At 56.1% G+C, this 14,447-nt stretch carries 11 protein-coding genes; 6 read left to right on the forward strand and 5 right to left on the reverse strand.

Annotation, left to right across the window (positions count from 1 at the left end; all coding sequences use genetic code 11):
* Together exbD and BLS30_RS02270 are read left to right on the forward strand one after the other, a co-directional pair.
* Positions 1-459, forward strand: coding sequence for a TonB system transport protein ExbD (gene exbD / locus BLS30_RS02265; RefSeq protein WP_090226316.1), 459 nt, complete (start codon positions 1-3; stop codon positions 457-459).
* Positions 460-463: 4 nt separating this feature from the next.
* Positions 464-1,282 carry an energy transducer TonB gene (locus tag BLS30_RS02270; RefSeq protein ID WP_046477926.1) on the forward strand — a complete coding sequence of 273 codons (819 nt, stop codon included), beginning with the start codon at positions 464-466 and terminating at the stop codon, positions 1,280-1,282.
* Here the strand turns inward: BLS30_RS02270 and BLS30_RS02275 are convergent.
* Together BLS30_RS02275 and BLS30_RS02280 are read right to left on the reverse strand one after the other, a co-directional pair.
* Positions 1,275-2,810 carry a glycosyltransferase gene (locus BLS30_RS02275; RefSeq protein WP_090226319.1) on the reverse strand — a complete coding sequence of 512 codons (1,536 nt, stop codon included), beginning with the start codon at positions 2,808-2,810 and terminating at the stop codon, positions 1,275-1,277. The genes BLS30_RS02270 and BLS30_RS02275 overlap by 8 nt on opposite strands.
* A gap of 210 nt (positions 2,811-3,020) precedes the next feature.
* Positions 3,021-5,048, reverse strand: coding sequence for a putative bifunctional diguanylate cyclase/phosphodiesterase (locus BLS30_RS02280; protein WP_090226322.1), 2,028 nt, complete (start codon positions 5,046-5,048; stop codon positions 3,021-3,023).
* Between the two features lie 300 nt (positions 5,049-5,348).
* On the opposite strand from BLS30_RS02280, the gene BLS30_RS02285 reads away from it, so the two are divergent.
* The 3 genes from BLS30_RS02285 to BLS30_RS02295 all read left to right on the forward strand — a co-directional run bounded on the left by BLS30_RS02285 (position 5,349) and on the right by BLS30_RS02295 (position 8,235).
* A complete protein-coding gene (locus BLS30_RS02285) occupies positions 5,349-6,206 on the forward strand; it encodes an ABC transporter substrate-binding protein (RefSeq protein WP_082101071.1) in 858 nt (285 codons plus the stop codon).
* 172 nt (positions 6,207-6,378) lie between these two features.
* Positions 6,379-7,173, forward strand: coding sequence for a UDP-2,3-diacylglucosamine diphosphatase (locus BLS30_RS02290; protein ID WP_046477924.1), 795 nt, complete (start codon positions 6,379-6,381; stop codon positions 7,171-7,173).
* A complete protein-coding gene (locus BLS30_RS02295) occupies positions 7,174-8,235 on the forward strand; it encodes a glycosyltransferase family 4 protein (RefSeq protein WP_090226326.1) in 1,062 nt (353 codons plus the stop codon).
* Positions 8,236-8,263: 28 nt separating this feature from the next.
* On the opposite strand, the gene BLS30_RS02300 is transcribed toward BLS30_RS02295, so the two are convergent.
* Entirely contained in the window at positions 8,264-9,190 is a 927-nt protein-coding gene (locus BLS30_RS02300; RefSeq protein ID WP_090226329.1) for a diacylglycerol/lipid kinase family protein, read from the reverse strand.
* A gap of 16 nt (positions 9,191-9,206) precedes the next feature.
* Positions 9,207-10,799 carry a BCCT family transporter gene (locus tag BLS30_RS02305; RefSeq protein ID WP_046477921.1) on the reverse strand — a complete coding sequence of 531 codons (1,593 nt, stop codon included), beginning with the start codon at positions 10,797-10,799 and terminating at the stop codon, positions 9,207-9,209.
* A gap of 738 nt (positions 10,800-11,537) precedes the next feature.
* On the opposite strand from BLS30_RS02305, the gene BLS30_RS02310 reads away from it, so the two are divergent.
* Positions 11,538-13,424, forward strand: a complete 1,887-nt coding sequence (locus BLS30_RS02310; protein WP_090226331.1) for a hypothetical protein — start codon at positions 11,538-11,540, stop codon at positions 13,422-13,424.
* 37 nt (positions 13,425-13,461) lie between these two features.
* Here BLS30_RS02310 and BLS30_RS02315 read toward each other — a convergent pair whose 3' ends face one another.
* A complete protein-coding gene (locus tag BLS30_RS02315) occupies positions 13,462-14,427 on the reverse strand; it encodes an HAD family hydrolase (protein WP_082101069.1) in 966 nt (321 codons plus the stop codon).
* Between the last annotated feature and the right edge of the window lie 20 nt (positions 14,428-14,447).

Consider the following 14,447-nt stretch of genomic DNA (forward strand, 5'->3'; position numbering starts at 1 on the left):
ATGGCCGGCCGAATTCGTGACGACGACGATCTTTCGGACAACCATGAGATCAACATCACGCCGTTCATCGACGTCATGTTGGTTCTTCTCATCATCTTCATGGTTGCCGCCCCTCTGTCGACGGTCGATGTTCCCGTTGAATTGCCCGTCGCCGTCGCGAAGCCGCAGCCTCGCCCTTCCAAACCCGTCTTTCTGACTCTGCAGTCCGACACGACGCTTTCGATCGGCGAAAAGACGATTTCGCGCGACGCACTTGTGTCGGCCCTGGATGACGTCACGGAGTCGAAGAGAGACACGCGGCTTTACGTACGGGCGGATAAGGATGTGCCCTACGGTGAGCTGATGAAGCTCATGAACGCGCTGCGCATCGGGGGGTACTTGAAGGTTGGGCTCGTGGGTTTGGAGTCTGCGGATACCAACGCTCTTCCGGCATCAGCTTCTCCCGCCGCGGGGCCTTAGCCGTATGTCATACACTTTCGAGTCGCGCCTTACGCGCACCAGCAGATGGGCTGTCGCTATATTCTTCGGGGTTGTGCTGCACGCGAGCGCCGCCAGTCTCGTCCTGATGCAGCCTGAGCCCCACGAAGAAGAGACCGCCGATTCCGGGCCTCTCTTGTTCGACCTTGCTCCGCTTGCTGTTGCTCCTCCCAAGGACACGAAAGCTCCCATCATCGGCCCTCGTTCTGACGCGACTCCGGAGATGATGGAGACGCAGGAAAAAGCCAAACCGACTGCTGCGGAAGAAACGCCGAAAGTCGAAAAAACTGAGCATGAACCGGAAGACCCCGACCTGAAGTTGCCGGAAAACAAACCCGAAGAAAAGGTCGAGGAAAAAGAGGAAAAGGAAGAGCCGGAGAAAGAAGTCGAGGAAGCGGAACAGGAACCCACTCCGGCAGCTAAGGCTGCGCCGGAGATGGCTCCTCCGCCAATCAAGGCTCCGCGCGCTGAGAAGGCCGCTGCCCCCACGCCCGGGCTCTCCGAAGCCGATAAAAAGACGATTGCGACTTGGCAGAAGAAAGTCGCTCACCACCTCCATCGTCATAAACGCTATCCCTCTGCTGCGAGACGGAATCGCATTGAGGGCAAGGTCATCGTGAGCTTCAGCATTGACCGCGAAGGCCGCGTCGTAGCGCACGCCGTAGTCAACGGCTCGGGCGCAAAGATTCTCGATGATGCTGCCCTCGATATTCTTGAGCGCGCGTCACCACTTCCGACGCCGCCGTCTCAGCTCGTTGGGAACGCGTTCGAATTCACCCTGCCGATCCATTATCAGGTCAAGTAACAAGGGGCGGGTTGCTGTTGGCCACAACGTTTCTCGCGTGATGCTGCGTCTTTTCCCAGTGGTGCGGGGCCGATACCAGTTCCCATAGTGCTCGATATGCGGCCCAGGAAATCAGCAGCCAATAGATCGGCACTGCTAAGACCGATATGGCAAGTTCCGGGCGGCCACGGCGTGCGACAGCGATCGCGCCCAGCGCGATCGCCGAGACATATCCGGCGAACAGGTTGAACAATCCAGCCCAATAGAGAACGTGCCACTCGTCCGAAGGAACAAGCAGATCGGAACGGCCAGAGAGCAGGCTGGCCCCTAGGACGACATAGAACCAGGGATGAACCAAGCACGAGAGGATCATTCCTCCCATGAGCACCTGCAGGCCTGCGAAACGCTTCAACCCCAGATCTCGCAGAAGGCGGGTAGGTTCACGCATGTGCACGATGTAAGTTTGCATCCAGCCCTTCAGCCAGCGCGTACGCTGGCCCAGCCAAATCCGAAAGGTTTCGGGCGCCTCCTCCCATGTCGTGGACGCCAAACCTGCGACGCGCGCACCTTGTCGCGCGAGGCGAATACCAAGGTCTGCATCTTCGGTGACATTGAAGGGATCCCAGCCGCCAGAGGTTTCCAGAATACGGCGCGGGAAATGGTTGGATGTTCCGCCGAGCGGGACTGGTAGATCGAGCCGCGCCAACGTCGGCACGATAGCGTCGAACAAAGCGGTATATTCGATCGTGAACTGTCGCGTGAAAAACGTCTCTTCCGGATTGTACGTATTGAGGCAAGCCTGAACGCAGCCGAGTTCGGGGCCGGCGGAACGAAATGCTTTGAGCGCCCGGCGCAGTTGGTCAGGTTCGGGCATATCCTCTGCATCGTAGACCACGACGTAATCGCCGCGGGCACTGGCCAGCGCGTAGTTCAGGGCGCGGGGTTTCGTGCGAGGCTGGCCTTCCGGAACTTCGACAATGCGCATGTGCGTTGGTAGTACTTGCGCCTCAAGCGCCATTCGCGTCGCGCGGTCTTCGCGTTCGACTATAAGCGAGATTTCCAGGCAATCGGTCGGATAGTCGAGCGCCGACAGGGCCTCAATCAAGGCCGGGACAACTTCCGCTTCTTTGTAGAGGGGCACCAGGATGGCATAACGCGGAAACACCTCGTCGAGCCCGGATTTTTCGTTAGGGGATTCAGGTGCAGGCGCGCGTACGCTGAGCAGGGTCGCGATCGCCAGAATACGGATAGCTACGATACAAAAGAAAGACAGCGCCATTGTCGCGAAGACAACGGTGTGCGTTACCGACGGCATCGCGACCGCGCCGATGACCAATGCTACCGTCAGCACGACAAGCGTGGCGGCTTGCCATCCCACAACACTGTAGGCAGATGACAGCTCAGGTCTTGTTCGCCGCAGATGATTGACGGCATGGTCTAGCCGTTGAAGCTCTGGTTCAGCATCAGGCCGACCTGTGTCGGTTCCACCAGGGCATTGCGACACGTCTTGGCGTATCGCCTCTGCAGAATGGTCGCGCTGCCAATCCATCGCTCATGTCATCCGTGACCAGCAAGGCCGGTCAACATTCGACGAAGCTTAAGCTACGCGAGCCCGTCGCAAGGCACCTTCGACAAAGCGACGATTATCGTAAATCAAATACGCCGTCTGAAATACAGTATACGTCTCGTCTCCAGGGGATTAACGCATATTGCGCCAACGGTGTTGCCACGGCGCAATATACCGCATGCTCCTTCCAAACTAAGCCGTGAGAAGGTCTTCTTGCTCGGTCTCTATGGAGATGGAGGGACCTGGCCGACCAATATAATAACCCTGAGCTGCGTCGCAGCCCTCATCCTTGAGGATCATAAACTGGCAGTTCGTTTCTATGCCTTCAGCGAGGATCGGAATTGAAAGGCTTTTTCCTAGTGCAAGGACGGCGCGAATAATCGCCTTAGATTGAGGGCTCACCTCGATATCCTGCATGAAGCAGCGATCGAGTTTTATTTTATCAAACGGGAAAGATCGCAGAGTTTCGAGAGACGAATATCCAGTTCCAAAGTCATCCAAAGCGATCGAGACACCGAGCTCCTTGATCTTTTGCAGGATCGCGAGTGTGCGTTCCTTATTTTCGACAATGGTCGACTCCGTCAGTTCAAGCTCAAGCCTTTTGGCATCCAAGCCGCTCTCTTTAAGAGCATCCTCCACAAGCTTTGGCAGATCGCTATGGATGAACTGAACGGGAGAAAGGTTGATCGCGATCTTCAACGGCTGTGACCACTTTGCGGCGGCGGCACACGCCGTTTTCAACACCCACTCGCCCAGCTCCAGAATGAGCCCTGTTTCTTCAGCAATGGGTATGAATTCTACGGGAGGAACGGCCCCACGCACAGGATGATGCCAACGCAGAAGGGCCTCGTAGCCAATGACCTCTCCCGTCGAGATCGACGTCTGAACTTGATAATGCAGGGAAAGCTCATTCTTTTTAACGGCATCGCGAAGATCGCTCGCCAGAACCCGGCGTGCCCGCACGCGTTCGTCCATCGAGGACTCATAAAAGCAGATGTCTTCCGTCGCGCTTGCCTTGGCCCGGTACATCGCCAAGTCCGCATTGCTCAATAAATTTTCGCGGTCCCTTGCATCATCAGGATAAATCGCCACCCCGATGCTGGCACCTATCGACACCTCGAAATCGGATATCTCTATTGGTTCGAAGATGACCTTCTGAAGCCGCTCTAGAAACTCCACGAGCGTCACCGGATCTATAAACGTTTTGACGGCCGTGAACTCGTCTCCACCGACGCGAGCGACCATTTCGCCTTCTCGGAGAAGATTGGACATTCTGTCTGCGATAACTTTGAGAACTTCATCACCGGCTTGGTGACCTCTAAGGTCATTGACCTCTTTAAACCGATCAAGGTCAATCTCAAGGACCGCAACTTTCCGCTTTGCGCCTTCCGCCCGGTCGAGTTCGAATTCGAGATAATTCGTGAAGCTCGTGCGATTCGGCAGCCCCGTCAGGGGGTCATGCAAAGCCATGTGCTGCAAGCGTTGATAGCTATCATAACGGGCGCGATCGTCGATGAGATAGCTGGAGATACCAGCTCCAATAATGACCAAAGCCATGCCGGCAACAGCAAGCGCCATGGCTGTCGACGGATCGTCTGCAACTTCTACCGCTCCATTGAGGGGAGTGATTTGTAGCGCCGTCATGCCCGTAAAATGTAGACTCACGATGGCAACCACGAAAAGCGCAGCAGCTGATAAATGTCCCGTCATCGTGTCTGCGCGCAAAGCGGAGCGAGTCGCAGCGCCAGCGAAAATGATCGATAATGCAATTGAAGTGAGGAGGTAGGTTTCATCCCAGGCAACGATACCATCGATACGGTAAGCCAGCATGCCCGTATAATGCATGGCTGCGACCGCTAGTCCCACCGCACTGCCACCAATCATAGGTGCTGCACTGGTCAGGCCGCTGGTCGCGAAGGCGAACCCCAATCCAGCCCCCGTAACCGCGACAAGCAGTGAGACGACCGTCAAGACCGGCATAAACGTCACGGGGACGCCTGGATTATAGGCGAGCATTGCGATGAAATGCGTACACCAGATGGCAGCGCCTGCAGCAACGCCGGTCAGGAAGTTCCAGCCGTACCGCTGCAATCCCCCGGTGGTTGCGGCCCGGTGAAGGAGGCTCAAGGTGACGCCCACGCCGGCTAGACACACCAACGAAGCCAATCCGACGAGCCAGACATTGTGCTGGCCGACGATGCACGAGAGAACGCTATACATGTACGATAATTTCCAGGACAAAAGTTGGTATGCCTGGATAGAGAGAACCCATTAAAAACGTGTGTATTTCTCTGAAAATGCACGCTAAATCAGGATCACAAGCACGGTGTGCAGTTGTAGAGTTGTGCTGACCTCCCCCGCAGGTAGGCACCCGTTAGATAAAATCCACACAATTTTTGAGTTGTGTTGCGGAAATGGCAATACCGGCAAAGTTTGGGTTTTGCGATCCGCTGAAAGAATCTGATTTCAAGGCACTGCCTTTTGCGGCCCTGCTAAAACAACTGGAAGTTGAGAATCCAGATGAGAATAGATACGGCGATATGGTGCCAGGTCCGACCTCGGTCGCACTTGGCTGTGTTTGCGCTGTGGCTTTGCCTGAGTTTGGTTCTGCTGGGTTCATACGAAGGGACTCAGGCGCAGGAACAACCCGCTGCAGCAGAACGTGAAGCAGCGCGCCGGGTCGTGTTGCGCTTTCTCACGACCAGCGACTTTCCCCCGTTTAACTTTTATGACGAAGACGGCGTGCTAACAGGCTTTAATGTCGACTTGGCGCGCGCCATATGCCTGGATCTGGACGTTACATGCGAGATCAAGGTCGAGCCCTGGGAGAATTTGCTGCCCTCCCTCCTTCGGAAGGAAGGTGATGCAGTTATCGCCTCGCAGATGGTGACAGCTCAAGCGCTCACCAATTATGACTTCACCGACCGATACTTTCATACCCCGGGTCGCTTTGCTGGACGTCGTGATGCCACAGGGCTGGAAGCTACGCCCGAAGCTTTATCGGGGCGGAAGGTCGGTGTAGCGCAAGGCACCACGCACGAGGCGTTCATCCGGCAATTTTTCCGGGGCAGTCAGATCGTCACGTTCAAGGATGCGGATGCCGCGCGTGAGGCCCTCAAAAAGGGGGACGTCAACGCCATATTTGGTGACGCTATCAGTTTGTCCTTCTGGTTGAACGGTACCGCCTCCAACCAGTGCTGTGAATTCAAAGGAGAGGCGTTTCTCGAGCCCAAGTTCTTTGGGGATGGCGTCGCGATAGCGGTTGCGAAAGGGGATCGTCAGCTTAAGGCTGAACTCGATGACGCCTTGAAGCAGGTTCGCTCGAGCGGACGATTTGTCGAACTTGTCACACGCTATTTCCCGTTCCGTATCTATTGACACCGCAGGTTGCATGCGCACAAACGGTTCAGATACACAACTTTGCCCTACGATGATCGCCTTGCGCGGTTATCAAGCTCTAAAATGTCATACTCCTGAAACTTGAATCTTCTCATGGTGCGATCGGGGGATACACTAGTCTATCGGCCACCGGTCTGCAGGAAAGCTGAGGATGACCAGATACCGCGCAATGTTTATTTCTGATGTCCATCTCGGCACTCGAGCGTGCCAAGCTGGGCAGTTACTCGATTTTCTTCGGGAACATGACGCCGATACGATCTACCTCGTCGGCGATATTGTTGACTTCTGGCGCATCAAGCGCGGTGCAGTATGGCCTCAGTCACACAATGACGTATTGCAAAAGCTTTTACGCAAGGCACGCAAGGGCGCCCGGATTGTATTCATTCCCGGCAACCACGACGATGGCCTGCGACAGTATTGCGGACAGCGCTTCGGCGGCATTGAGATCGAGCGGCAGTTCATCCACGAAACGGCGGATGGCAAACGCTACATCGTCATGCATGGCGACGAATTCGATGTCGTGGTGCGCTATGCTAAATGGCTGGCGTTGCTCGGGGATCGCAGCTACCAGCTCGCCCTGTGGACTAATGCCCCGGTGAATTTCGTACGTCGGCGCCTAGGGCTCGAATACTGGTCCCTCTCCAACTATCTGAAATTGCGCGTTAAATCCGCTGTCAATTTCATCGGAGAATTTGAACGCAAGCTTTCAAGCGAGGCACAGCGGCGAGATGCGGACGGGGTGATATGCGGACATATTCACCATGCCGCCTCAAGAAACTTTGGCGATATCCATTATCTGAATACAGGTGATTGGGTCGAGAGTTGCACGGCGATCGGTGAAACAGAAGATGGCCGTTTCGAGCTTATTCGGTGGATGGATGTCGTACAGGCACGGACAGCCGCATCGGAAGCGAGCCTCGTGAAGGAAGACTTAAAGGCGGCGTAAATGAAGATCCTCATCGCCACCGACGCTTGGAGACCGCAAGTCAACGGTGTTGTGCGAACCTACGAGCGTCTGGCGGAGGAAGCTGCGCAGTTGGACGTCGAGCTCACGTTCTTGACGCCGGCGGAATTCCAGACATGGCCGTGCCCCACGTATCCGGAGATTCGTCTGGCTCTCCCGGGCTATGCCTACATTATCGAACGCATGAATCTGATCCGACCGGACGCTGTTCACATCGCGACCGAAGGACCGCTGGGCTGGATGACGCGCTCACACTGCATCCGGCGCGGTGTTCCCTTTACGACCAGCTTCCACACGCGGTTTCCCGACTATCTGTCCCGGCGCTTTGGCATTCCTGAGAGCTGGATCTGGTCAATCCTGCGTCGGTTTCACAATGCGGGCGCGGGTATCATGGTCGCGACGCCGAGCCTCGCAACGGAACTCGACTCACGGGGCTTTGACCGCATCATGCCCTGGACGCGGGGCGTCGATACGCATGTTTTCCGACCACGCAACGTGCGCCGCTTCGGAGAGGGGCCTGTTTTCCTTTACGTTGGGCGGGTTGCTGTCGAAAAGAATATCGAAGCGTTTTTGAGGACGGACCTACCTGGTAAAAAGGTTGTGGTTGGGTCCGGACCGCAGTTTGCAGAACTACGGGTCAAGTATCCTGACGTTACCTTTACCGGCAAACAGATCGGTGAGGATTTGGCGGAGTGCTACGCCTCGGCAGACGTCTTCGTCATGCCAAGCCAGACTGAAACCTTCGGTATCGTATTGCTGGAGGCAATGGCTTCGGGGCTGCCTGTTGCCGCTTATCCTGTCACGGGTCCGCTCGACCTTGTTCGCCAAGCGGAGACGGGATTTTTGTCAGAGGATCTAGCTGCCGCTGCTAAGGCTGCCATGTCACTGGATCGTGACATCATCAGAAAGCGCGCGCTCGACTACAGTTGGGAAGCCGCGGCTCGGCTCTTCATCGCCAACATCGAAACAGCGCTCTTTGCGCGACTGGGGCAAGGCACACCCAAGCGACGCGTTACCCTAGCGCGGCCAGCAAGTTCCGCCTGATCTTTCGTTTCTTTTTTCCCGATACGCTTCAAGCGACAACCAGACCATTTGCAAATGCAGGCGGCGCGATCAGGCGCAGACGAGGCCCTGCGGACGTCACAGTCAACGGGCTATCTGCGATCTGATCCCCATCAGCCTGTACAGCAATATCGGAGCCAGCAACGGTCAAGTGCTGGCACGGGATGATCTTGACGCTCGGCAAACGCATGTGCAGCCCAGCAGCGACTGACAGTAGCTCGAGCAAGCGTCCGCGGCGGGTTCGCGCCGCGAACAAGAGCGCTTGAAAGCCGGTTTCAGAAAGGCTGGCTTCCGGGGCAATAACGTACGTTCCGGCGTAATTGCGACCGTTGGCGACAACGAGCCATGAGGCTTCAAAGGCTTTTCCATCAACAGTTAGGGAGAACATTTTCGGCCTTTTCGCCAGCGCCTTAAGGATCGGCATGGCGTAAGCGAGTTTGCCGATACGCCGTTTGAGGCTGAGGTCGAGGCCAGCAACGATCTCGCCATCGAAGCCCGCTCCGGCCATCAGGAAGAAAGGGTCTTTGTTTGCAAGGGCTCCGGCGACGCTGACGACAGGGCCGGTCATCAAAACTTCGGCAATTTCCGTAGGCTTCTTTGGCATTGCGATTTCGTTCGCTAGAACGTTGCCTGTGCCCGTGGCGATGATGCCGATCGGTATGGTGGTATTCTCGCCAAGCGCTGTCGCCAGCGCTCTGACCGTACCATCACCCCCTGCTGCAATGACGGCATCGAACCCGTCAAGCTGGACATCACGTGCAATGGCACCAGGGGCTGTCGAGGTGGCACCCCAAAAACGCAACATGACGATCTCAGCGCCGCGCCGCTCGAGTTCGACCGCCACGCGGCGGGCCAGCGTGCGGCGTCGCACGCCCGCGACAGGATTGTGCAGCAGTAGAAAACGTTTTCTATGCGGAACGGGTTCTTGGACCGTCATGGACCGATCCTAATGATCAGACCGTCGACGCGCGTAAGAATTTGAGCTCTTGGCGCAGCCCCAGATAGACGCAGACACACATCGTGAGAAGGACAAACGCAAAGGGGAAGCCCGTTGTCACAGCCGCGGCCTGCAGCGCCCCCAATCCTCCGCCCAACAATAGGACGCTCGCGACAAGTCCTTCCAAGACAGCCCAAAAGACCCGCTGTGCTACGGGCGGATCGAGTTTCCCTCCCGCGGTGATGGTATCGATCACGAGCGATCCTGAATCGGACGAAGTGACGAAAAACATCAGCACGAGCGCGATGCCAAGAAAGGACAGGATTCCCGAGAATGGAAGCGGCTCCAACATTCTGAAAAGTGACAGCTCCGGACGCCAGTTTTCGACAGTTGCGGCGACGCCGGTGTAGCCGTCAACAGCGATCTGGTGCAGTGCCGTACCGCCAAATGTGGTCATCCAGAGTATGGAAATCAAAGTCGGTACAATCAATACGCATAGAATAAATTCTCGCACCGTCCTTCCTCGCGAAACGCGAGCGATGAACATACCGACGAACGGTGACCATGAGATCCACCACGCCCAATAGAATGTTGTCCAACCGTGAAGGAATTCTGGATTTCGTTCAAACGGGCTCGAAAGTGCAGGCAAGTACGTGAGGTAAGAAATCGTATTGGTCAGGAAGCCGATGAAGATCTCTGCCGTCGCCCCTGCCGCAATCACGAACACAAGTAGCGCCGCGGCAAGCACAATATTGATTTCCGATAGCCGCTTCACGCCGGCATCCAGGCCGGCCACGACTGACAATGTGGCGACGGAGGTGATAACCGCGATCAGCAGGACTTTCGTGAGATCCGTGTTGGGGATTCCAAAGAGATAGTTCATGCCAGCGAGAGCTTGCTCAGCACCAAATCCCAAGGATGTCGCGAGGCCGAACAATGTCGCGAAGACCGCTAGTGTATCAATAATGTGCCCTGGCCACCCCCATACGGCATCTCCAAAGAGCGGATAGAAAACCGAGCGTACGGTCAGTGGGAGTTGTCGATTGTAGCTAAAGAACGCTAGCGACAGGCCAACGATGGCGTAGATCGCCCAGGGATGCAGCCCCCAGTGATAAATCGTGGCCGCCATCGCGACGCTTTGCGCTGCCTCGATATTTTCAGGTAAGACGTTGAGCGGGGGATTTTGCGCGTGAGCGACCGGTTCGAATACACCAAAAAAGATCAGACCGATGCCCATGCCCGCCGCGAACAGCATGGCAAACCAAGCGGTTCGGGAGAAATCGGGGGTTGCATCCGGGCCGCCAAGGCGGATGGACCCGAACGGCGAAACAATTAGATAGAGCGCAAAAAGAACGAAAACGTTGCCCGTGAAAACGAAAACCCAATCGAAGTCCGATGTAACGCGGTTGCGCAGGGTTTCGAACACGGACACGCTGAGTTCTGGAAACAGCAGCGAGAACGCAACAAACGCCACAACCACCACACCCGAGACGAAGAAAACGGGATTATGGACGTCGAATCCCATGACCTCGACGTTGTCCTGGCCCACCTCATAATCCGTGTCATAGGTGACCGTGCCAGAATCGTCTTCGGTCAGTTCTTCGCTCATGGATGCGGGGTTCTCCATCAAAAGGCTCGCCTCGCCGGCGAGATGCGCATGACCAAGCCCGGACCATCCGTCCACATGTGATTGGGCGACGTTGGACGGGCGAGGGTGAGTCCGCCCCACCTAGGATCGGACCGAAGCTAACTTTCTCGAACAAATTTCGATATCCGGTGAAGTTTTTAACAATTCAACCGAGCATGCAACCCTGCACGGCTAATTTATCTTCAATTTCTGTATGTATATTTAGTTCCCGCACATGCGATCAAATCTACGTACTCTGGATTCTCACTTCAGCATCAAGTGCTCTCTTAAATAACTTTATCACCGATTATCGACCAATGCGACCATAATAACTTGCGCATTTACTTTGAACTTCTGTCTTCTTTCTGATCAGAAATACAGATGCTTCAGTCAAAATCGCACCGCAAATCCGCGTCTGTCCGCTTGCCGCTGGGTGGGGGCAGCGCCTATCACTGTCCCGTGAGATGTGCGTCTGTTCAATTTGTTGCCCAGCTATAACGCTACAGGGATTGCAGCATAAATCGGGGGGCCTCTTTTCGGGCCGTGTGTATCGATGGATCTGACACTCCAACGCCGGAGGTGCACGTGCGATGCCCGCTTTTTTCAGACGCGCAAAAACTGGACTCGCGTGACAGCTCGAGCCCCGCGCCTCACAGATTTGAGCATTTCCTTTCTTAGAACACTCGTGACTTAGCCCGTAGTTCCGGGGGGATCGTTGGTATGGCCACTATCATAACGGTGCATGGCACCTTTGCTCATTACACGACGGGCTTAGAGCATGATGCTGCGACGGCGGCAGACAGCCTGCAATGGTGGCAACCCGGCAGCACATTTGCGAAGCACGCTCAGCAGCTTGTCAGTAGTGATTCCAGCGATGTCACGTTCACACCGTTCGTCTGGAGCGGCGACAACAGTGAGTTAACGCGGCGCGCTGCTGGCACCCGGCTGCTTAAGCAGATGAAAGAACTGGAAGATCGCCAGGAACCCTATTGTGTTATCGGACATAGCCATGGCGGATCGGTGATCGCATCAGCGCTGATGGAGAGCGCCGCGCAACGCGTGCCTCTGGAACACCTCAAGAAATGGATCACTGTTGGAACGCCGTTCGTGGAATTGCGCAAAGAGCGGCTGCTGTTCCTCCGGCTTCCCATCTTGTTGAAGGCGATCTTCATCGCCTCCCTGATGCTGCTGCTCATGTTCTCCATTTCGAGCGTGGCCGAGGTTTTCGACGGCGGGTGGGAAGACACGCTCGAGAGTCAATTACAGCGATACGGTATTTCCATGGGCTTGATGGCTCTGCCGTTTGTCGTGTTTGTCGGGATCACAAAGTATTTGGACAGGCGGCAACTTTTCTTTTATCGCCCGGGGGTCATCAAGAGGGCGCGGGAAAAGTTCAGCGAACGCTGGCTGCCACTTCTGCACCCGGACGATGAAGCGGTGCATGGGCTTAGTTCTCTGCGCACGGTGAAGTTCAACATCTTTCACAATACGTTTGCGGTGCCATTTTTCTCGCTGGCCTCGGTGTTCATTCTTCCGATCGCGTACTTTTATCTGATCGCCTCCCCGACCCACATGGTGGGGATTACCAACTTTCTGCGGGACAATGTCTACGCGACCGAAAACTTCGAGCGCACCGAAGCCGCGATGATGGATTCCCGAAGAAAAATACGAGATCTAAGACGCCAGATCCGGCAGGCACAGGACAAGTTGGATAACGCTGATACGGACCTTAGGGCCGTTCTCAATGCCCGGACTGAAATCAAGCAGTTGCGGGAGCAGCTTCGGGGTATCCGGCAGGAACTGCACCAGGACTATCCCAACCTCGTACAAGTGCAACGCACCCGACGTTTTCATCGACGCTTCCTTGAACGTGACGGAAAACCCTGCGAGGGCGGGACGCTTTGCGGTGGCGGCCATGATATACTGCTTAACAGCAGGCTGATGTATCACCTCGTCACTGACGAAGCTTCGAGTTGGCTGGTCGACGAAGAGGTTCGGGAAGGCGCGTTCGGCAACCTTATACGCTTTGCTATGCCTATCGTGTTGGTCCCGGTCGTGTTCGGTATCGTCGCGGTCTTGATGGTGCTGCTGGTGCAGTTGCTGGCGGGGTTGTTCAGCTCATTCGCCAGCCGGCGGCTCGATGACCTAACGTGGTTCGAAGTGCAGCGCTCAGCGCTTGGCAATGATGCCGAAGCCGAGATCGCCGTTGGGGCCAATGCGCACCCGTCCTGGATCGACCGTATGCCGCGGACGCTTCCCCCTGAGCTGGCCCGAAAGATAACGGAACGCAGCAACCGTGAAATGATGACTTCGCTCGGCAAGTTCCGTAACGCCATCAGCGAGTTGGCTTTTGCAGAAGGTAACGAAGGGCAAATTGCCAAGGCGCTCGACTTCCTGACCTGGCGTGAACTTATTCACACATCGTATTTCGACGTTCCGGAATTCCGTAAGTTTGTCTCGGTCACCGTTAGCCAGCTCGATGGCTTCCAACCCAACGAAGTCCTCCGCAACGATCCGGAATATGCGGCGACGCTGCGCTGGCTAAAAGAGGTTACACCTCAGCCGCCGACGACCGAGGACCTACAGACGCAGCCGGCAGCGGCCTAAGCTTGGCCGGGACTGGAGAGGGAGGCTGTGAGTGCCGTCAGGACCGTTCAATGAGACGGCTCAAGCGCCACGTTTCTTCCTGCACGCGGATGTCGGCGAGCATCCGATCAATCAACAGGCATGTTCTCTTGAACAGGTCTGAACCTCGCCGATAATCGGCCGAGGCGAAGAAGTCGATCCGCCCGGCCTTGAAGAGGTCAACGCATTTCTTGCGCGATTTCCCCGGCGGATAGACCGCGACGGCGTGACCACCATTCTTCCGCATCACGGCCATCGATGGCACGTCGGTGTCACCGTCGCCGAAGTAAATCATATTGGAAAACGGGATGGGACGGCTGTCCTCGTCCATGTGCTGATTGATGTTTTCGCCAAGATCCTCGACGCCCTTGTTGATCCGGAACAGATACTGCGTTTTGCCGGTGTCCGTGATGACGCGTTTCGGATAGGGCAGATCGTAAGCTTCGAACCAATATTCGGACGCAAATACATTGTGGAAGTTCGAATAGATCGGCGTGCCTTCTACGATCTCGGTCAAGCCTGAAGAAATCAGGTAATGACGAAGCGTGACGCCATTGCTCTCGGCGCGCAAGGAAACGTAGTCGGAGATGGCGGCGAACCATTCCGCGACGCCCTCGAAAAGTTCGACATCCTTGCCCTGCGCCACGAGATCTTCGCGATCAATCCTGACGCCAGCTGCCTTCGCCTTTTTGTAGAGCAGGTGCATGTAGGTGATCAACGGATCCGCGCCATGCTCCCGCGCCAGCCGGTTCGTCTCGGCCCAGAACTCCGCCGCATCAATTCCGATCTTAGGGAGAAACGCGTATTCCTGCATGGGGCGCGGGGAGAGCGTACCATCGAAGTCGTAGACGAGAGCGATGATCTTTTTGGAAAAGGTTGCCTTGGATGCCGATTTGGATGAAGCGCTCGGCTTGCCGCGGCGAGGCCGCTCGGGGGCTTCGCCAGCCACGTGCGAATCTATGTCGTCCTTCGCGCGTTCTGTCATTGCTCGCCCCCGCATCCGGT

Source organism: Filomicrobium insigne, from assembly GCF_900104305.1.
Taxonomy (GTDB): domain Bacteria; phylum Pseudomonadota; class Alphaproteobacteria; order Rhizobiales; family Hyphomicrobiaceae; genus Filomicrobium; species Filomicrobium insigne.

Bases quoted from the DNA above. Each gene is read 5' to 3' on its own strand.
- exbD (WP_090226316.1), top strand. From the start codon at position 1: ATGGCCGGCCGAATTCGTGACGACGACGATCTTTCGGACAACCATGAG.
- BLS30_RS02270 (WP_046477926.1), top strand. From the start codon at position 464: ATGTCATACACTTTCGAGTCGCGCCTTACGCGCACCAGCAGATGGGCT.
- BLS30_RS02275 (WP_090226319.1), bottom strand. From the start codon at position 2,810: ATGGATTGGCAGCGCGACCATTCTGCAGAGGCGATACGCCAAGACGTG.
- BLS30_RS02280 (WP_090226322.1), bottom strand. From the start codon at position 5,048: ATGTATAGCGTTCTCTCGTGCATCGTCGGCCAGCACAATGTCTGGCTC.
- BLS30_RS02285 (WP_082101071.1), top strand. From the start codon at position 5,349: ATGAGAATAGATACGGCGATATGGTGCCAGGTCCGACCTCGGTCGCAC.
- BLS30_RS02290 (WP_046477924.1), top strand. From the start codon at position 6,379: ATGACCAGATACCGCGCAATGTTTATTTCTGATGTCCATCTCGGCACT.
- BLS30_RS02295 (WP_090226326.1), top strand. From the start codon at position 7,174: ATGAAGATCCTCATCGCCACCGACGCTTGGAGACCGCAAGTCAACGGT.
- BLS30_RS02300 (WP_090226329.1), bottom strand. From the start codon at position 9,190: ATGACGGTCCAAGAACCCGTTCCGCATAGAAAACGTTTTCTACTGCTG.
- BLS30_RS02305 (WP_046477921.1), bottom strand. From the start codon at position 10,799: ATGAGCGAAGAACTGACCGAAGACGATTCTGGCACGGTCACCTATGAC.
- BLS30_RS02310 (WP_090226331.1), top strand. From the start codon at position 11,538: ATGGCCACTATCATAACGGTGCATGGCACCTTTGCTCATTACACGACG.
- BLS30_RS02315 (WP_082101069.1), bottom strand. From the start codon at position 14,427: ATGACAGAACGCGCGAAGGACGACATAGATTCGCACGTGGCTGGCGAA.